This is a genomic window from Paracraurococcus lichenis, from assembly GCF_030657435.1.
Lineage (GTDB): Bacteria > Pseudomonadota > Alphaproteobacteria > Acetobacterales > Acetobacteraceae > Paracraurococcus > Paracraurococcus lichenis.
In genome coordinates this window covers 166,716-184,262 of record NZ_JAUTWS010000002.1, presented here as the reverse complement: position 1 = coordinate 184,262, position 17,547 = coordinate 166,716, and the positions used below count along the sequence as shown (strand labels likewise).

The 17,547-nt window shown below is 74.0% G+C and carries 20 protein-coding genes; 10 read left to right on the top strand and 10 right to left on the bottom strand.

Features of this window, described 5'->3' with window-relative positions; translation table 11 throughout:
- Window positions 1-54: 54 nt before the first annotated feature.
- The 3 genes from Q7A36_RS02780 to Q7A36_RS02770 are packed head-to-tail and all read right to left on the bottom strand — an operon-like array spanning window position 55 to window position 2,806.
- Window positions 55-1,209, bottom strand: coding sequence for an amidohydrolase (locus Q7A36_RS02780; protein ID WP_305102119.1), 1,155 nt, complete (start codon window positions 1,207-1,209; stop codon window positions 55-57).
- A 54-nt stretch (window positions 1,210-1,263) separates the two neighbouring features.
- A complete protein-coding gene (gene opgC, locus Q7A36_RS02775) occupies window positions 1,264-2,361 on the bottom strand; it encodes an OpgC domain-containing protein (protein WP_305102118.1) in 1,098 nt (365 codons plus the stop codon).
- Between the two features lie 4 nt (window positions 2,362-2,365).
- Window positions 2,366-2,806 (bottom strand): DoxX family protein, encoded by a 441-nt coding sequence (locus Q7A36_RS02770; protein ID WP_305102117.1) that lies wholly within the window; start codon window positions 2,804-2,806, stop codon window positions 2,366-2,368.
- A gap of 226 nt (window positions 2,807-3,032) precedes the next feature.
- Between Q7A36_RS02770 and Q7A36_RS02765 the strand changes: the two genes are divergently transcribed.
- Entirely contained in the window at window positions 3,033-3,392 is a 360-nt protein-coding gene (locus Q7A36_RS02765) for a DUF427 domain-containing protein (protein WP_305102116.1), read from the top strand.
- On the opposite strand, the gene Q7A36_RS02760 is transcribed toward Q7A36_RS02765, so the two are convergent.
- A complete protein-coding gene (locus tag Q7A36_RS02760; protein WP_305102115.1) occupies window positions 3,356-4,387 on the bottom strand; it encodes a hypothetical protein in 1,032 nt (343 codons plus the stop codon). The genes Q7A36_RS02765 and Q7A36_RS02760 overlap by 37 nt on opposite strands.
- Before the next feature lie 198 nt (window positions 4,388-4,585).
- On the opposite strand from Q7A36_RS02760, the gene Q7A36_RS02755 reads away from it, so the two are divergent.
- Window positions 4,586-5,386: a hypothetical protein gene (locus Q7A36_RS02755; protein WP_305102114.1), complete on the top strand. Its 801-nt coding sequence runs from the start codon at window positions 4,586-4,588 to the stop codon at window positions 5,384-5,386.
- Between the two features lie 70 nt (window positions 5,387-5,456).
- Here the strand turns inward: Q7A36_RS02755 and Q7A36_RS02750 are convergent, their stop codons facing one another.
- The 3 genes from Q7A36_RS02750 to Q7A36_RS02740 form a co-directional block, all read right to left on the bottom strand.
- On the bottom strand, window positions 5,457-6,194 hold the full coding sequence (locus Q7A36_RS02750) for a sulfite exporter TauE/SafE family protein (protein WP_305102113.1): 738 nt from the start codon (window positions 6,192-6,194) through the stop codon (window positions 5,457-5,459).
- 20 nt (window positions 6,195-6,214) lie between these two features.
- On the bottom strand, window positions 6,215-7,093 hold the full coding sequence (gene modD / locus Q7A36_RS02745; protein ID WP_305102112.1) for a ModD protein: 879 nt from the start codon (window positions 7,091-7,093) through the stop codon (window positions 6,215-6,217).
- A gap of 114 nt (window positions 7,094-7,207) precedes the next feature.
- Window positions 7,208-7,417 (bottom strand): TOBE domain-containing protein, encoded by a 210-nt coding sequence (locus Q7A36_RS02740; RefSeq protein ID WP_305102111.1) that lies wholly within the window; start codon window positions 7,415-7,417, stop codon window positions 7,208-7,210.
- A gap of 315 nt (window positions 7,418-7,732) precedes the next feature.
- Here Q7A36_RS02740 and Q7A36_RS02735 point away from each other — a divergent pair, with 315 nt between their 5' ends.
- Window positions 7,733-8,125 carry an ArsC/Spx/MgsR family protein gene (locus tag Q7A36_RS02735; RefSeq protein WP_305102110.1) on the top strand — a complete coding sequence of 131 codons (393 nt, stop codon included), beginning with the start codon at window positions 7,733-7,735 and terminating at the stop codon, window positions 8,123-8,125.
- Between the two features lie 56 nt (window positions 8,126-8,181).
- On the opposite strand, the gene modA is transcribed toward Q7A36_RS02735, so the two are convergent.
- A complete protein-coding gene (gene modA / locus Q7A36_RS02730; protein ID WP_305102109.1) occupies window positions 8,182-8,961 on the bottom strand; it encodes a molybdate ABC transporter substrate-binding protein in 780 nt (259 codons plus the stop codon).
- A gap of 251 nt (window positions 8,962-9,212) precedes the next feature.
- Here modA and queA point away from each other — a divergent pair, with 251 nt between their 5' ends.
- Genes queA through queF form a run of 3 tightly spaced genes read left to right on the top strand, consistent with a single transcriptional unit; the run spans window position 9,213 to window position 11,898 of the window.
- The gene (gene queA / locus Q7A36_RS02725) at window positions 9,213-10,265 is read left to right on the top strand and encodes a tRNA preQ1(34) S-adenosylmethionine ribosyltransferase-isomerase QueA (protein WP_456306774.1); all 1,053 of its coding nucleotides are present in this window, start codon (window positions 9,213-9,215) and stop codon (window positions 10,263-10,265) included.
- On the top strand, window positions 10,262-11,431 hold the full coding sequence (gene tgt, locus Q7A36_RS02720) for a tRNA guanosine(34) transglycosylase Tgt (RefSeq protein WP_305102108.1): 1,170 nt from the start codon (window positions 10,262-10,264) through the stop codon (window positions 11,429-11,431). Before queA ends, tgt begins: the two co-directional genes overlap by 4 nt.
- Window positions 11,428-11,898 (top strand): preQ(1) synthase, encoded by a 471-nt coding sequence (queF, locus tag Q7A36_RS02715; RefSeq protein ID WP_305102107.1) that lies wholly within the window; start codon window positions 11,428-11,430, stop codon window positions 11,896-11,898. Before tgt ends, queF begins: the two co-directional genes overlap by 4 nt.
- 19 nt (window positions 11,899-11,917) lie before the next feature.
- On the opposite strand, the gene Q7A36_RS02710 is transcribed toward queF, so the two are convergent.
- A complete protein-coding gene (locus tag Q7A36_RS02710) occupies window positions 11,918-12,928 on the bottom strand; it encodes a Bug family tripartite tricarboxylate transporter substrate binding protein (RefSeq protein ID WP_305102106.1) in 1,011 nt (336 codons plus the stop codon).
- Window positions 12,929-13,112: 184 nt separating this feature from the next.
- Here Q7A36_RS02710 and queG point away from each other — a divergent pair, with 184 nt between their 5' ends.
- The 4 genes from queG to queE are packed head-to-tail and all read left to right on the top strand — an operon-like array spanning window position 13,113 to window position 16,033.
- Window positions 13,113-14,171, top strand: coding sequence for a tRNA epoxyqueuosine(34) reductase QueG (gene queG, locus Q7A36_RS02705; RefSeq protein ID WP_305102283.1), 1,059 nt, complete (start codon window positions 13,113-13,115; stop codon window positions 14,169-14,171).
- Entirely contained in the window at window positions 14,168-14,872 is a 705-nt protein-coding gene (gene queC / locus Q7A36_RS02700; protein WP_305102105.1) for a 7-cyano-7-deazaguanine synthase QueC, read from the top strand. Before queG ends, queC begins: the two co-directional genes overlap by 4 nt.
- A complete protein-coding gene (locus Q7A36_RS02695; protein WP_305102104.1) occupies window positions 14,865-15,404 on the top strand; it encodes a 6-pyruvoyl trahydropterin synthase family protein in 540 nt (179 codons plus the stop codon). The genes queC and Q7A36_RS02695 overlap by 8 nt, the downstream gene beginning before the upstream one ends.
- Window positions 15,401-16,033, top strand: coding sequence for a 7-carboxy-7-deazaguanine synthase (gene queE / locus Q7A36_RS02690; protein ID WP_305102103.1), 633 nt, complete (start codon window positions 15,401-15,403; stop codon window positions 16,031-16,033). The genes Q7A36_RS02695 and queE overlap by 4 nt, the downstream gene beginning before the upstream one ends.
- Before the next feature lie 203 nt (window positions 16,034-16,236).
- Here queE and Q7A36_RS02685 read toward each other — a convergent pair whose 3' ends face one another.
- Window positions 16,237-17,418, bottom strand: coding sequence for a 3-hydroxybenzoate 6-monooxygenase (locus tag Q7A36_RS02685; protein ID WP_305102102.1), 1,182 nt, complete (start codon window positions 17,416-17,418; stop codon window positions 16,237-16,239).
- Between the last annotated feature and the right edge of the window lie 129 nt (window positions 17,419-17,547).

The following is a 17,547-nucleotide window of genomic DNA, read 5'->3' as shown; positions in this document are numbered from 1 at the left end:
TGTCTCGAATCGGTCATTTCTTTTTCTGCTGTCCATCAATTCGACTCTGTGCTTTCAAATTTCGTTCACCGCCCTCCCCCTGAACACCACCACTCCCCGCCCCGGATGCTGCGCCACCGCCTCCGCCACCCCCTCGGCCGGCACGCCCACGAAACTCGCCACCGCCGCCACCGCGACAGCCGGCACCTCCACCCCCAGCGCCCGCGCCCCATCCTCGGCCACCATGGCGAACAGCCGCCCGATCGCCGCATCCGTCCGCGCATCCAGCCGCCAGCCGACGATCGCCGCGCGCTCCAGCATGTCCCCCGTGCCGTAGGGGCCCCAGGTGTCGCGCATGTTGTCGTTGCCCAGGCACACGCGCACCCCGGCCTCCGCCAGGCGCAGCAGCGGCGGCAGCGGCGCCGCGCCGGCGCCATGGCTCACCAGCCCCACCCCCGCCTCCGCCATGCCCTCCATCGCCGGCCCCAGCCGCGCCTCGGGCGCCGCCCCCAGCGCGAAGCCGTGGCTCACCCAGACGCGCCCCTGCATGCCCGCCGCCCGCGTGCGGGCGCAGATCTCGGCCAGCGTGAACAGCCCCAGCTCCCCCGCCTCGTGCAGATGGATGTCGAGCCCGACGCCATGCCGCCCCGCCAGCGCGAAGAGCGCATCGAGCTGCCCCTTCGGGTCCCGGTCCACCTCGCAGGGGTCGAGGCCGCCCAGCACCTCCGCCCCCATCCGCAGCGCCTCCTCCAACAGGTCGAGCGTCCCGGGCGCGCGCATGACGCCGGCCTGCGGGAAGGCGACGGTCTGGATGTGGCACGCATCCGCATGCGCCTCCCGCACCCGCAGCACGGCCTCCAGGTTGCGCAGGCCGAAGGCGGGGGTGATGTCCACATGCGTGCGGAAATGCACGGTGCCGGCGGCGATGCAGCGGCGGAGCATGGCGGTCGCGCGCGGCTCCACCGGCAGGCCCGGCAGCACCCGCGCATCGGTCTCGATGCGGCTCATCCGGTCGGGCCCGGCGGCATGCGGCATCCAGGGCAGGCCGAACAGCGACTTGTCGAGATGCAGGTGGAAATCGGTCAGCGCCGGCAGCAGCAGATGGCCGCCGAGGTCCACTACATCGGCCTCCTCCACCGGCGCGTCGAGGATGGCGGCCACGCGCTCGCCACGGACCAGCACATGCATGCCCGCGCGGCCGTCGGGCAGGCGGCAGTTGGAGAGGAGCATCCCGATCTCCCGGCAGAAAAGAGTCCGGGGGAAGGTATTCCCCCGGTCCCCCTTCTATTTCTGCGGGTTTTTCACGCCGCGGGCCAGACCGGGCGACCACTCGGCCGCCGTCGCGAAGCCCAGCAGGGCCAGCCCGCCGAGCACGACCAGCGCCTCCAGCCACCACTGCCAGCCCTGCTGGCGGAACAGCACCGCCAGGCCGTAGCTGAGGAAGAGGCCGACGCAGAAGACATGCAGGCTCTGCCGCCCCGCCGCGGCCAGGGCGCGCAGCAGCGGGCCGCGCAGCGCCACCTCCCGCACCCGCCACAGCGCCACCACCGCATAGGCCAGCGACAGGCTGTGCAGCATCCGCGCCGGCGCCAGGTGCTGCTTGTCGTCCAGCCCCGAGACATCGAGCGCGCCGAGATGCGAGGCGAGGCGCAGCCCCGCCCCCGCCGCCAGCACCAGCAGCGCCGCACCCAACCCCCAGCGGTTCAACCCGATCGCCCGGCCATGCAGCAGCGCCCGCCGGCCGAACCAGGCGCCCAGCAGGAACAGCGCCTGCCAGGCCAGCGGGTTGAACTCCACCTCCCGCCCGCCGAGGCCGGGCACCTGCCAGCCCCATTCCTGCACCGCGAGGTAGAGCGCGAGGGAGGGCGCGAGCGCCCAGGGCCCGAAGCGTTCGGCCAGCCACAGGAAGCCCGGCAGCAGCAGCATGGACCAGATGAAGACCGGCAGGATACCCATCTCGATCGGCTGCCACAGCAGCGTGCCCGCGGCGGGCAGCGCCAGCCAGGGCGCCTCCGCCAGCCAGGACCAGCCGAGCCGCGCCGCCTCGCCGGGCAGCGGCACCGTCATCTCCACCGCCAGCACCATCGCCGCCATGGCGCAGAGCACGACCATATGCGTGGTCCAGAGCCGCCGGATGCGCGGGCCCAGATCGGCGAGGCCGGCGCGCCAGCCGCCGCGATGCGCCTTCAGGGTGAAGACGGAGCCGAGCACGAAGCCGGAGAGATAGACGAACTGCTCCGAACTGTCGGACAGCCCCCAGGCCGCGCTGATCAGCCAGGCGCCGATCAACGAGCCATGCGCATGGGAGGCGAAGATCTGCAGTTGCAGCCAGCCGCGGAGCAGGTCGAGCCGCGTATCCCGCGGCGGGCGCTGCAGGCTCATGGGATCAGGCGATCCTCGCACCGATCCGCGGAGCATAGCGCCGCAGCAGGTCCAGCGCCTCCCTTCGATGGGCGAAGAGGACGAAACCCGCCATCACCCAGGTGAAGCAGGCCTCCTTGAACAGCTTGCCGCCATCGCCGTAGGGATCGACCGTCAGCGGCGTGAAGAGGTGGAAGACAATCGCGCCGGACATGATGCCCATGGCGAAGGCGGCGCCGAGGACCCGCGTGCGGGGGATCAGCACCAGCACCGCGGCGCAGATCTCCATGCTGGCGACGAAGAGCCGGAAGGGCTTCTCCGGGATGCCGCTCCAGTCCGAGAGGCGGTCGAAGACCAGCGTCGGGCCGGCCAGCTTGTACTGCTCGTACCAGAGGAATTCGTAGGCGATCCAGAGGGCGGCGATCCAGGCCAGGATGCGCAGCGCGCGATCGGCGGTGGTGGTCATGGCGCGCCCTCCGCAGTGCCGCAGCCCGCGGCGGGGGTGGTGCTCTGGGTCATGCGCGTGGTCTCCTGGGCATCCGGTTCGTCGGGGCGGCCGCGGCGGTTACCGCGCCGCGACCGACAGCGAGGCCAGTCTCGCCGGGGCGAACCCGGCCCGGCCAAGGCCGTTGCCTTATCGACCCCATGCGCGCGCGGCATGGCGCGGCGCGCGACCGACCGTGGAGGAGAGCATGAAGCTGCCCGGCCCCGACCATCCCATCACCATCGCGCCCAACCCGAAGCGCGTGCGCGTGACCTTCAACGGCCGCGTGGTGGCCGATACGCTGCGCGCCCTGACGCTGAAGGAGGCGAGCTACCCCGCGGTGCAGTACATCCCGCGGGAGGATGCGGAGATGGCGCTGCTCGAGCGCACGCCGCACGCGACGCATTGCCCCTACAAGGGCGATGCCGCCTATTACAGCATCGCCGCCGATGGCCGCCGCACCGAGAACGCAATCTGGACCTACGAGTCACCCTACCCGGCGGTCGCCGCCATCGCCGGCCACCTCGCCTTCTACCCGGACCGGGTCGACCGCATCGAGGAGGTATAGCCTGCGCAGGGCGGTCGCTGCGGCGGGCTGCCCGCCTCGCCGATCACCTCGAAGCGGTAGGGCGTCCCGGCGGCCGGGTCGAAGGTGACGACCACCGCCTGCACGTCGGCCTCGCCCGGCACCTGCAGCCGCGTCAGGTTCGGCGCCGCCTCCAGCGGCTCATGGTGGATGTAGAAATGGCTGTCGCCGTTGATCAGCAGCACGGGGCGGCCGAAGGCGGCGGCCTCGCGCGCGATCGCCTCGCGCATCGCGCGGTAGCCGCTGTCATAGCCCTGGCCGCAGACCTGCCGGAAGAACATGTCGGCCTGCAGCGCGATGACGGCGCCGCGCGCCTCGGGCGCCGCGGCGAAGCTCGCCGCCAGCCAAGCGCGGTTGGCGGCGTCGCGCGCCTCGAACTCCGCCAGCGCCGCCGCGCCGCCCGGCAGGCCGGCGGCACCCGGCTCGCCGGGCTCCGCCGGGCGGCCGTTGTTGCTGCCGGGGACATGCAGCGTCAGGAACAGCACGCCCTCGCGCAGCCAGCGGGCATTCTCGACGGTCGGCGCCGCCTGGCGCGCGAGCGGCATGGGCCGCCGCCCGAGGCTCTCGGCGCGGGGGAAGAAGCGCTGCCGGATCAGCGCGAGCCGCTCCAGCGGGTCATAGCGCCCGGCGCGGTCCTGCCAGCAATCCGTCCATTCGTTGTCGCCGGGCGTATAGACCAGCGGCTGGTCGGCCAGCGTCATCCAGGACAGCGCGCGCAGCACCTTCTCGTCGGTGCAGAGCTCCGCGCCGCCCTTGGTGTCGCCGACGAAGATGGAGAAGGCCGGCCGCGCCGCGTTGATCTGCGCCATCAGCCGCGCGACGCGCCCTTCCTCCGCGGCGCAGCGCTCCGGCGCCTCCGGCCGGCAATAGGGCATGTCGCCGAAGGCGACGAAGCGGACCGGTTCGGCCAGGGCGTGCTTGTAGGGGGCGGGCAGCGCGAGGCCGAGCAGGCCGGCGAGGAGCAGCAGGCGGCGCATGCGGCAGAATCCCTCCATGTGTCGCCGAGGCGGTTAGCGCAGCGGCGCGCGCCCCGCCACCGCGGCGCTGTGGCCTTCCGTCCTGTGCCTTGTCCGACAACCGACCTGCCGCTGGGCGCGCCATCGCCGCAAATGCCTGGGATTCGCGCTGGCACGCCGGATGCAATACCGCCTTCGACCACGCGATGGAGGGCCGCCATGTCCGACCCGAGCCGCCCCCCGGCCCCGCTCGCCCTGGTGCTCGGCACCGGCGACATAGCCTCGGCGATCGGCTGGCACCTCCATCGCGCGGGTCACGCCGTGCTGCTGCTGCGCGACCCGGCGGTGCCGGTGCTCCGCCGCGGCATGGCCTTCGACGACGCGATCGAGGCGGGCGAGGCCGTGCTGGACGGCGTCACCGCCCTCGCCGGCGAGCGGCCCGACCATCGCCATATCAGCGTCACCCGCGGCCATCTCGCAGTCGTGCTCGGCGCCCTCCCCTTCCCGGCGCTGCTGGTCGACGCGCGCCTGCGGAAATATGCCGAGCCGGAAGAACTGCGGCCGCTCGCCGCGCGCGCCATCGGCATCGGTCCCGGCTTCACCGCCGGGCAGCAGGTGCATGTGGCGGTGGAGACGCTGCCGGGCGCCGAAGGCCGCGTGCTGGTGCAGGGCGCGACGGCCGGCCCGAGTGGCCAGGCCGTGCCGCTCGGCGGCGCCGGCAGCGAGCGCTTCGTCCATGCCGCGCATCCCGGCACCTGGGTCCCGCTGCGGGCGCCCGGCGATGCGGTGGCCGCCGGCGCGGTGCTGGGCCATCTCGGCGGCGCGCCGGTCGCCGCGCCGCTCGCGGGCATCGTGCGCGGCCTGGTGCGTGCCCGCCCCGGCCTGCCGCGCGGCACCAAGCTGGCGGAGATCGACCCGCGCCCCGATGCGCCCTGGCAGGGCATCCCGCCGCGCGCCGCGCGCATCGCCCTCGGCGTGCTGGCGGCGCTGCAGGCTGTGCAGGGCGTCGCGGCGGAATAGGGCGGATCGCGGACGGAGGCGAAGGTCCGGGCGCGCGGATCCGCTCCACGCCCATCCGCTGCAGCGCACCTCAGCGCAGCAGCGCCGTCGCCAGCAGCACGAGTCCCGTCGCCGCCAGCAGGCCCAGCACCAGGCGCTGGAAGGCGATGTCGCTGAAGCGCCGGTAGAGCCGCGCGCCGAGCAGCGCCGGCAGCAGCATGGCCGGCGCCACCACGAGGAAGAGCGAGGCCGCCCGCGGCGTCACCGTGCCGCTCGCCAGATAGGCCGCCATGGTCAGCGCATGCATGGCCAGGTTGAAGGCCTGGAAGACCGAGCGCTGCGCGTCGCGCCCCCAGCCGCGCAGCGTGACCCAGAGGGTCGGCGCCGGCCCGGTCAGCCCGCCGAGGCCGCCCATGATGCCGCCCAGCATCCCCGCGGCGCCATCGGCCAAGCGGCCGCCGCGCTCGATCCGCGGCAGGTCGCGCGCCAGGAGCATGGCCGGGCACCACACCACCAGCAGCAGCCCGACCGCGATGCGGAAGCCGCCGGGGTCGATGCGCGGCAGCAGCAGCACGCCGAGCGGCACGCCGAGCACGCCGCCGAGGATGAAGGGCAGCGCGCGCCGCGCCTCGAAGCCGCGGCGGATGGTGCCGATCGCCAGCATCTGCCCGACCAGCGAGCCGAAGACCGTCAGCGGCCCGGCCAGCACCGGGTCCAGCGTCCAGGCCCAGATCGCCTGCGCCACCAGCCCGAAGGCGAAGCCGGAGAGGCCCTGCACGAAGCCGCCGGCGGCGGCGCCGAGCGCGACGACCGGGATCAGCGGGTCCAAGCGGGCGTCCCTTCTGGCGCTCAGCCCTCCGTCACGGCAACCTTCACGTCGAGCGGCGGCGCGGCATAGGGCGCCGAGGTCACCAGCACATCCGCGCCGGCCATGGCATAGGCCGCGGCATTGCCCTCATGGATCCCGCCCGTCGCCGCGACCGGCACGCGCCGCCCGAGCGCGGCGATGGCGCGCACCGCCTCGGCCACCTGCTCCGGCGCCATCTTGTCGAGCTGCACGCAATCGGCGCCGGAATTGGCGAAGAGCACCGCCTCGTCCACGCTCTCCGCCTCGATGACGATCCGCCCCTCCGGCTGCGCCGCCCGGATGGCGGCGATCCATTCGCGCGGCGGCACCCGGCCGAGGAAGGCGCGGTGCTGCGCGAAGACCAGGATGCTCTCGGAGAGCCCGAAGCGGTGCAGCGTGCAGCCGGCCGCCATCACCGCCTTCAGCATCACGTCCTTCGTGCCCGGCAGGTGCTTGCGCGTGCAGGCGACGGCGATGTCCGCCTTGCCCTGCCGCGCCGCGAGCAGGATGCGCCGCGCCCGCGTCGCAACGCCGCTGCCGACCTCGAGCAGCACCTGCGCCGTGCGGATCGCCAGGTGCAGCGCGCCGGCCGGGCCATCCGCGATCAGGATGTCCGCCCCCTGCTCGAGCTGGCAGCCGCTCGAGCCGAAGCGCCGCACATCGGTGGCGCCGGCCAGGCGGAAGACCAGCTCCGCCTCCTCGGCGCAGCACAGCGTCATCGGCGCGCCGGCCCGCAGCAGGGCGCGGCCCGGCCGGTCGGCGATGCCGAGCGCGCGGGTGGTCATGTCGCCGAAGGGCGCATCCTCCCGCAGCATGGCGTCGAGGCGGGCGGTGGAGAGGGTGAAGGGCATGGCGGCCTCGGTGGGGGCGGTGCGCCCCAATCTGGCATGCAGGCCGGGGACCGGAACCGCGGCCTGCGCAGGGCAGCCCCGGCGCCGGCGGGGTGGCGCGCGCGGCCGGCGGGCCGGCCGCGCGGCGGGCGGCCCGATCCCGGCTCAGTCCTTCCCGACCATGACGTCGGAGGCCTTGATGACGGCATGCACGCTGTCGCCCGGCGCGAGGCCGAGCTCGGCCACCGCCTCGTTGGTGATGGAGGCGACAACGGTGCCGCCGCCGTTCAGCCGGATGGTCACATGCGCGGTGGTGGCGCCGGGCGCGACGGCCTCGACCGTGCCGGGGAGCTGGTTGCGGGCGGAGAGTTTCATCGGGGCATTCCCTGCTGGAACCGGGCCGGTGGCCGCGGTGGGCTCCGCTATATCGGCGCAAGAACAACGCGGGCAAGCGACAATGCTGTCGGCTTTCCGACAGCGCGGCCGGCTCGGCCCGGTGCGCCAGCCCCGCATGCCGGCGCATCGCGCCCTGGCACGGCCGTTGCTGCCCCATGGCGGCGTCAGGGGGAGGCTCCGGATGGAGAGCCATCGGTTCGCCGCGCGCGTCGCGGCCATTGGTGTCGCGCCGGGAAGGGCGGCGCATGCGGCGCGGGTCGCCCGGGCGGAGGCCGCGATGGCGGGGTCGGCGTGATGGCGAAGGTCGTCTTCTTCGGCAAGCCAGGCTGCGCCGGCAATGCGCAGCAGGAGGCGGTGCTGCGTGCCGCCGGCCATGCGGTGGAGCGGCGCGACCTGCTGCGCGAGCCCTGGACGGCGGAGCGGCTGCGCGGCTTCTTCGGCGACAGGCCGGTGGCCGCCTGGTTCAACCGCGCGGCGCCGCGCATCGCCCGCGGCGAATTGCGGCCGGAGACCCTGGATGCGGAGGCGGCGATGGCGCTGCTGCTGGCGGAGCCGCTGCTGATCCGGCGGCCACTGCTGGAGAGCGGCGGGCGGCGCGAGGTGGGGTTCGAGCCGGCGGTGATCGAGGCCTGGCTCGGCCTCGCGCCCGCGCGCGAGGAGGTCGGCGAGGGCTGCCCGCACCGGTAGGACGAAGGCGCAGCCCTGACCTGGCTCCGACCGCATGGCCGGTGCCGGGCCTGCGCTCAGGGCTGCGCGACGGCGAAGCCGAAGCGGCGCCAGGTCTCGATGCTGGCCGGCCCCGAGAGGAAGGCCAGCAGCGCGCGGGCCGGCGCATTGCCCTCCGCCCGCTTGGTCAGCGCGAAGGGATAGGTGACGGGCGGATGGCTCTCCGCCGGGAAGGTGCCGAGGAGCTTCACGCCCTGGCTCAGCTTCGCATCCGTCAGGTAGACGATGCCGAGCGGCGCCTCGCCGCGCTCGACCAGCAGCAGCGCCGCGCGCACCGAATCAGCGCGGGCGATGCGCGGCGCGAGGGTGGCCCACTGGCCCATCCATTCCAGCGCCGCCTTGGCATAGAGCCCGACCGGCACATGCGCCGGATCGCCGGTGGCGAGGCGCCCCTGCGGGCCGAGCAGCGCGGCGAGGTCCGTGCCGCGCCCGAGCGCGAGCGGCGGCTGCGGGCTGTCCGCCGGCGCGACCAGCACCAGGGCATTGCCCAGCGAACTCGTCCGCGTCTCCGGCAGGATCAGGCCGCGCTGCGCGACATAGTCCATCCAGGGCTCGTCGGCCGAGAGGAAGAGGTCGGCGGGCGCGCCCTGCTCGATCTGCCGGGCGAGGGCGGAGGAGGCGGCGAAGGAGAAGCGCAGCGGCGGGTTCCCCGGCGCCGCGGCGCGCCAGGCCGGCTCCAGCGCGCGCAGCGCATCCTGCAGCGAGGCGGCGGCGAAGACCGTGAGCGGCGCCTGCGCCCGGGCGAGGGTCGGCAGGGCCAGCGCTGACGCGGCGAGCAGGAGGGTGCGGCGGCGCATGCAGGGGTCCTTTCGCGAGTGGATGCGGGCGGCGGAGCAAGCGGCGGGCCAGGGGCGAGGCAGGGGCGGAGCCGCGATCGTTATACACGGGTGGGAATAGCGGAGAACCCCCCGCCGCCGGATCGGTTGCCTTCGCCGGGCCGGCGCGCTAGCCCCCCGCGGTGCCCGACACCCCCGCCCCTCACCGGCCCGCCCTGCGGACGGAGGATTTCGACTTCGCGCTGCCCGAGCGGCTGATCGCCCAGGCGCCCATGCGCCCGCGCGATGCCGCGCGGCTGCTCGTCGTCCGGCCGGAGGGGTCCGAGGACCGGATCGTGCGCGACCTGCCCGGGCTGCTCGGCCCCGGCGACGTCATGGTGGTGAACGACACGCGGGTGATCCCGGCGCGGCTGCGCGGCCGGCGCGGGGAGGCCGCGATCGAGATCATGCTGAACCGGGCGGCGGAGGACGGCACCTGGGAGGCGCTGGTGCGCAATGCCCGCCGCCTGCGCCCGGGCGATGCCATCGCCATCGAGGGCGCGCCCGACCTGCCCTGCCGCGTCCTGGCGCGGGAGGGCGGCACGGCGCGGCTCGATTTCGGCCCCGACCCGGCACGGCTGGCAGCGGCACTGGAGGCGGCCGGCGAGGTGCCGCTGCCGCCCTATATCACCCGCCCCGAGGGGCCGCGCCCCGAGGACCGGGCGGACTACCAGACCGTCTTCGCCCGTCGCCCCGGCGCCGTCGCGGCGCCGACCGCGAGCCTGCACTTCACCGAGGACCTGCTCGCCGCGCTCGAGGCGCGTGGGGTGCGGCGCGCGACCGTCACGCTGCATGTCGGCGCCGGCACCTTCCTGCCGCTCCGCGCCGAGGACCCGCGGCAGCACCGCCTGCATGCCGAATGGGGCGAGGTGACGGAGGAGGCCGCGGCGTTGATCAATGCGGCGCGGCCGGCGGGCGGGCGTATCCTCGCCATCGGCACGACGGCGCTGCGGCTGCTGGAGACGGCGGCCCGAGGGGAGGAGGATGGGGTGGAGGACAAGCTGCGCCCGGTGCGGCCCTGGCGCGGGCTGACCGACATCTTCCTCCTCCCCGGCCACCGCTTCCGCGCCGCGGACCTGCTGATGACCAATTTCCACCTGCCGCGGAGCACGCTCTTCATGCTGGTCTCGGCCTTCGCCGGCACCGCCCGCATGCGCGCGGCCTATGCGCATGCGATCGAGCAGGGCTACCGCTTCTACAGCTATGGCGACGGCAGCCTGCTGTTCCGGAACGAGGACGCCGTAGCTGGCCCTGGGGCCAGCGAAGGCAAAGGAACCGCCGCATGACGCTGCACTGGACGAAGCTGGCGCAGGACGGCGCCGCGCGCCGCGGCGTGCTGAAGACCGCGCATGGCGAGGTGGAGACGCCCGTCTTCATGCCCGTCGGCACCGCCGGCACGGTCAAGGCGATGACGGCGGATGCCGTGCGCTCCACGGGCGCGCGCATGGTGCTGGGCAATACCTACCACCTGATGCTGCGCCCGGGCGCCGAGCGCGTCGGCCGGCTCGGCGGCCTGCACCGCCTGATGGACTGGCACGGCCCGATCCTGACGGATTCCGGCGGCTACCAGGTGATGAGCCTCTCCGAGCTGCGCGAGATGGACGAGGAGGGCGTCACCTTCCGCAGCCATCTCGACGGCACGCGGCACCGCCTGACGCCGGAGAGGAGCGTCGAGATCCAGCGGCTGCTGGATGCGGACGTGACCATGTGCCTCGACGAATGCACGCCCTTCCCGGCGACGGAAGAGCAGGCCGCGACCTCCATGCGCCTGTCCATGCGCTGGGCGAAGCGCTGCCGCGAGGCCTTCTCTCCGCGCGAGGGCTATGGCCTCTTCGGCATCGTCCAGGGCAGCACCTATCCGGCGCTGCGGGCGGAGAGCGTCGCCGCCCTGACCGCCATCGGCTTCGAGGGCTATGCAGTCGGTGGCCTCGCCGTCGGCGAGGGGCAGGCGGCGATGTTCACCGTCCTCGACTGCACCGTGCCGCTGCTGCCGCAGGAGGCGCCACGCTACCTCATGGGCGTCGGCACGCCGGCCGACATTCTCGGCGCGGTGCGGCGCGGGATCGACATGTTCGACTGCGTCATCCCGACCCGGAGCGGGCGAACGGGGCGGGCCTATACCAGCCGCGGCGTGCTGAACCTGCGCAATGCCCGGCATGCCGAGGATGCGCGGCCGATCGACCCCGCCTGCGCCTGCCCGGCCTGCGCGCGGCATTCCCGCGCCTATCTCCACCACCTCATCAAGGCGGAGGAGATGCTCGGGCCGATGCTGCTGACCTGGCACAACATCCAGTACTACCAGGACCTGACGCGCGGCCTGCGCGAGGCCATATCCGCCGGACGGCTGGACGCGCACGCCGCGGCGCTGGAGGCGGCCTGGGCCGCCGGGGATTCCCCGCCCGACGACACGGCCAAGGCCGAACTCGCCGAGGACCGCGAGGCATTGCGATGACGGACGCCACCACCGACACCTCCGGCCTGACGCTGCTCGGCCGCCCCGCCGCGCAGCCGGAGAGCCCCGAGCAGGCCGTGCTCGAGCGCGTGCCGAACCCGCATCCCGGCCTGCAGTACCTCGTGCGCTTCGCCGCGCCGGAGTTCACCTCGCTCTGCCCGCTGACGGCGCAGCCCGACTTCGCGCATCTCGTCATCGACTACGTGCCGCGGGACTGGCTGGTGGAGAGCAAGTCGCTGAAGCTCTATCTCGGCAGCTTCCGCAACCACGGCGCCTTCCACGAGGCCTGCACCGTCGGCATCGCCCGCCGGCTGGTGGAGGAGCTCTCGCCGCACTGGCTGCGCATCGGCGGCTACTGGTACCCGCGCGGCGGCATCCCGATCGACGTCTTCTACCAGACCGACCCGGTACCGGAGGGTCTCTGGGTGCCGGACCAGGGCGTGCAGCCCTATCGCGGGCGCGGCTGACCGCGCCGCGCTGCCGGGGTCACTCCGCGCGGATCCCCGCCTCCCGCACGATTGCGCCCCATTCGGCATGGTCGCGCCGCACCCGCGCGGCGAATTCCTCGACCGTCCCGCCGCCGATCTCGTCGCCGCGCTCGGCCAGGCGTTGCTTCGCGACCGGGTCCTGGCAGGCCCGGTTCAGCGCCGCATTGGCCTTCTGCACGATCTCCGCCGGCAGGCCGCGCGGGCCGAAGAGCCCGACCCAGGCCGCGACGTGGAAGCCGGGCAGCCCCGCCTCCTCCGCCGTCGGCACATCCGGAAAGGCCGCCAGGCGCGTCGGCGCGGTGACGAAGATCGGCCGCAGCCGCCCTTCCTGCACGAAGCCATGGACCAGCGAGGGCGCCTCGAACTGCGTCTGGTAGCGGCCGGCGATGAAGTCCTGCAGCGCCGGCCCGCTGCCCCGGTAATGCACCAGGTTGAAGGTCGGGTTGCCGCCGATGCGCGTCCGCAGCTTCTCGGCCGCCGCATGCGCGATGCCGCCGGCGCTGGTGGTGCCGACATCGATCCCGCCGGGCTGCTGGGCCTTCATCCAGGCCAGCCATTCCGGGAAGGTCCGGACAGGGATGCCGGCATGCACCATCAGCAGCAGCGGCGATTGCAGCATCAGCCCGATCGGCACGAGGTCGAGCGGGTCGAAGCCCATCCCCGGCATGGTGTGCGGGTTCAGCACGAAGGTCCCGGCATTGCCGACGCAGAGCGTGTAGCCGTCCGGCCGGGCGCGCAGCACCTGCTCGGTGCCGATGTTGCCGCCGGCGCCGGCGCGGTTGTCGATCGGCGCCGGCTGGCCGAGCGCCACCTGCAGCCCGCTCTGCAGGACCCGCGCGGCGAGGTCCGTCTGCCCGCCCGGCGGGAAGCCGACCACCAGGGTCACCGGCCGCTCCGGCCAGGTGCCGGGGCTGCGGCCCGCCTGGGCGCGGGCCAGGCCCGGGGCGGCCAGGGGGGCGGCGGCAAGGCCGAGCACGGCACGGCGTGGCAAGGCTGGGCAGCGGGTCATGCGGTCGGTCCTCCCCTTTGCGGCGGCCTGCGGCCGCTTCTGCCGGAACGTTAGATCGTCGAAGCCCGGATATTCCAGGGTTTCGGGGCTGCCCCGGGCGGCGGGCGTTTCCCCATCGGGCGCATCTGCCCTAGGGATGCGCGCCATGCCCGAGGCCCCCACCCCTTCCGCGCCCCGCCCGGCCATGCCCGCCGCACCGGCCGGCCCGGCGGCGCGCGACCTGATCCGGGCCGAGGCGCTGCGCCTCGGCTTCGACCGGGTGGGCTTCACCGAGGCCCTGCTGCCCGCGGCGGTGCGCGCCCGGCTCGACGCCTTCCTCGCGGCCGGGATGCAGGGCGGCATGGGCTGGCTTGCCGACCGTGCCGCGCAGCGGGCCCAGCCGCGCGCGCTCTGGCCGGAGGCGGTGAGCGTCATCGCCCTCGGGATGAATTACGGCCCCGAGGAGGATCCGCTGGCGATCCTGGCGCGGCGCGACCGCGGCGCCGTCAGCGTCTATGCCCAGGGGCGCGACTACCATGACGTGGTGAAGTCGCGCCTCAAGCAGCTCGGCCGCTGGATGGTGCAGCGCTTCGCGGGCAGCGCGTTGAAGGTCTTCGTCGACACCGCGCCGGTCGCGGAGAAGCCGCTGGCGCAGCAGGCGGGGCTGGGCTGGCAGGGCAAGCACAGCAACCTGGTCAGCCGCAGCCATGGCTCCTGGCTGTTCCTCGGCGAGGTCTATACCACGCTGGCGCTGCCGCCCGACGCACCGGAGCGCGACCATTGCGGCGGCTGCCACCGCTGCCTCGACATCTGCCCGACCGCCGCCTTTCCCGCCCCCTACCGGCTGGATGCGCGGCGCTGCATTTCCTACCTGACGATCGAGCACAAGGGGCCGATCCCCGAGGAATTCCGCGCCCCGATGGGCAACCGCATCTATGGCTGCGACGACTGCCTGGCCGTCTGTCCCTGGAACAAATTCGCCCGCGCGCATGCCGAGCCGGGCTTCGCGCCGCGCGCCGCGCTGCGGGCGCCGCGGCTGGCCGAACTCGCCGCGCTGGACGACGCCGGCTTCCGCGCGCTGTTCAGCGGCAGCCCGGTGAAGCGCATCGGCCGCGACCGCTTCGTCCGGAACGTCATGATCGCCATCGGCAACAGCGGCGATCCGGCGCTGCGCGAAGCCGCGCAGGCGCGGGCGGAGGATGCCGACCCGGTGGTGGCGGAGGCCGCGCGCTGGGCGGCGATGCGGCTGGAGGCAAGGGCATGAGGGACGACGCGGCGCTGGTGCTGTTCAGCGGCGGGCAGGATTCCGCCACCTGCCTCGCCTGGGCGCTGGAGCGCTTCGCGCGGGTCGAGACCATCGGCTTCGATTATGGCCAGCGCCACCGCGTGGAGCTGGAGGTGCGCGACGCCTTCCGCGCCCGGCTCGTGCGCGACTTCCCCGGCTGGGCCGCGAGGCTGGGCGAGGACCATGTCCTGGCGCTGGAGGCGCTGCGCGCCGTCTCCGACACCGCGCTGACCCGCGACACCGCCATCGCCATGCAGGCGGACGGGCTGCCCAATACCTTCGTGCCCGGCCGCAACCTGATCTTCGTCACCTTCGCCGCGGCGCTGGCCTATCGCCGCGGCCTGAAGCACCTGGTCGCCGGCATGTGCGAGACCGACTATTCCGGCTATCCCGATTGCCGCGACGACACGCTGAAGGCGCTGCAGGTCGCGATCAACCTCGGCATGGAGCGGCGCTTCGTGCTGCACACGCCGCTGATGTGGCGCGACAAGGCGGCGACCTGGGCGCTGGCGGAGCGGCTGGGCGGCGCGCCGCTGGTGGAGGCGATCCGCGAGGACACGCATAGCTGCTACCTCGGCGACCGCGCGCATCGCCATGACTGGGGCTTCGGCTGCGGCGCCTGCCCGGCCTGCGAGCTTCGCCGCAAGGGCTGGGAGGCCTGGCGGGACGCGCATGCTTGAACTCGTCTTCCGCCGGCGCTTTGCCATGGCGCACCGGCTGCTCTCCGAGGCCTCGCCGAAATGCGCCGTGCCGCATGGCCATACCGAGACGGTGACGGTCCGCCTGCGCGCGACGCGGCCCGCGCCGCTGGACGGCGCCGCCAACATGGTCGAGCCCTTCGAGCGCGCGAAGGGGCGTTGGCATCGCTGGATCGACGACCGCGTCGACCACGCGCTGCAGCTCTCCGCCGCCGATCCGCTGCTCGGCTGGTTCCGGGCGCAGGAGCCGCATCGCCTCGACCGCATCCTGGTTACGCCCGGCGACCCGACCACGGAACTGCTCTGCTGCCTCTTCGCCGCCAAGCTCGGCGCCTTCCTCGCCGAGGATGGCGGGCGGCTGGCGGTGGTAGCGTTGGAGATCGAGGAGACGCCGACCAATACCGTCGGCTTCGCGGGCGACCCGCTGGACTGGCTGCCGGCGCGCGCGGGCTGGTGGCGCCGCGCCGATATGAGCATCAACGACATCGTCGCTCCGGAGGCCGCCGCGGCATGAGCTACGCGGTCAAGGAGATCTTCCCGACATTGCAGGGCGAGGGCGGCCAGGCCGGCCGCGTCTCGGTCTTCTGCCGCTTCACCGGCTGCAACCTCTGGAGCGGGCGGGAGGAGGACCGCGCCACGGCGGTCTGCCGCTTCTGCGACACCGATTTCATCGGCCTGGATGGCGAGGGCGGCGGGCGCTTCCCGGATGCCGCGGCACTCGCCGAGGCCATCACCGCCGCCTGGCCGGGCGGCGCGGCGCATCGCCACGTGGTCTTCACCGGCGGGGAGCCGCTGCTGCAGCTCGACGCGCCGCTGGTCGAGGCGATGCATGCGGCGGGCTTCTCCGTCTCGGTCGAGAGCAACGGCACGATCGAGCCGCCCCCGGGCATCGATTGGCTCTGCGTCAGCCCGAAGGCCGGCGCGCCGCTGCGCGTCACGCGGGGCGAGGAGCTGAAGCTGGTCTTCCCGCAGCCGGGGCTGCTGCCGGAGGCGGTCGAGCAGCTCGACTTCCGGCACTTCTTCCTGCAGCCGATGGACGGGCCGGACCGCGCGGCGAATACCGCGGCGGCGGTCGCCCATTGCCTGCGGCATCCGCGCTGGCGGCTCTCCCTGCAGACGCACAAGCTGATCGGCATTCCGTGACGCGTGGCCTCACGCCGGCCTGATCGGGCGGCGGCGCGACCCGAGCGCCGGCGGCGCGCTGCAACCGGCGCGATGCGATGGCTGATCCTCCTGGCGCTGCTCGGCGCCGCCGCCTGCGGGCCGCTGCAGCCCGCGACGACGCCGCCGCCCTATGGCAGCAGCAAGGGCAGCAACAGCGGGGCGTGAGGACGCCGTGCCGCTGGCTATCCCTCGTCGCCGGGCCAGCGCGGCCGCTCATACAGCCAGGCCATGCCCTCCCGCGCCGCCACCGGGTCGCGGGCGCCGAGCCATTGGTCGCGCAGCTCCGCCCGGACGCCGCCGGCGTGGTAGATGTCGCCGAAGACCCGCGCCATGGTCTGCACCCGGCCGGTGCGCAGCACCCGCAGGTCCTCGTACTCGGCGAAGGCGCGCGCGACGTCGCCGTCGGAGCGGCGGAGCTGGTCCGCCAGGCAGACCGCATCCTCGAGCGCCATGTTCGCGCCCTGCGCCAGGTATTGCAGCATCGGATGCGCCGCATCGCCGAGCAGCGTGACGCGGCCGCGCGTCCAGCCCCGCCGCGGCTCGCGGTCGCAGAGCACCCAGAAGCGCCAGGTCTCGATGCGCGAGAGCATCTCCCGCACCTCGGGCCGCGTGGCCGCGAAGTGCCGCCATAGCAGGCGCGGGTCGCCGGCCTGGTCCCAGCCTTCCACATAGTGGTCGGAATGGAAGACGGCGACGAGGTTCATCACCTCCCCCCGCCGCAGCGGGTAGTGCACGAGGTGCAGCCGCGGCCCGGCCCAGAGGGTGACGCGGTGGCCGCGCATCTCCTCCGGCAGGCTCTCCATTGGCAGCACGGCGCGATAGGCGATGTGGCCGGAGACGGTCGGGCGGCCATCCGCCATCACCACCTGCCGCGTGCGGCTCCAGAGCCCGTCGGCGCCGATCAGCCCGCTGCCGCGCACCGACTCGCCATCCTCGAGCCGCAGGGTGACGCCCGCCGCATCCTCGATGAAGACGGCGACGGGCCGGTTGGTCTCGAGCGTGATGGCCGGCTCGGCCTCGCAGGCCTCGAGCAGCGTGCGGTGCAGGTCGGCGCGGTGCGTCACGGCATAGGGGTTGCCGTAGCGCGCCACCATGCCGTCCAGCGGCACGCGGGTGATCTCCTGCCCGCCCACCGCGCAGCGCATGGAGAGCATGTCCGGCCGCACCGCGTCGCGGTCCACCGCCGTCCGGATGCCGAGGCGGTCGAACATGTGGAAGACATTGGGGCCGAGCTGGATGCCGGCGCCGACCTCCCGGAACTCCGCCGAGCGCTCGAAGAGCCGCACCGGGAAGCCGGCCCGGGCGAGCGCGAGCGCGGCGCCGAGGCCGCCGATGCCGCCGCCGGCGATCAGGATCGGATCCATCAGCGCGGCACGTCGCGGCCGGGGCGGACAGGGACGGTGTCGGGACCGTCGGTGACGGCAAGGCGGGTCATGACGGCGGCTTCCTCCCGACGGCGGACGGCTCCCCTGGAGCCACGGGTCCCGCCCCGC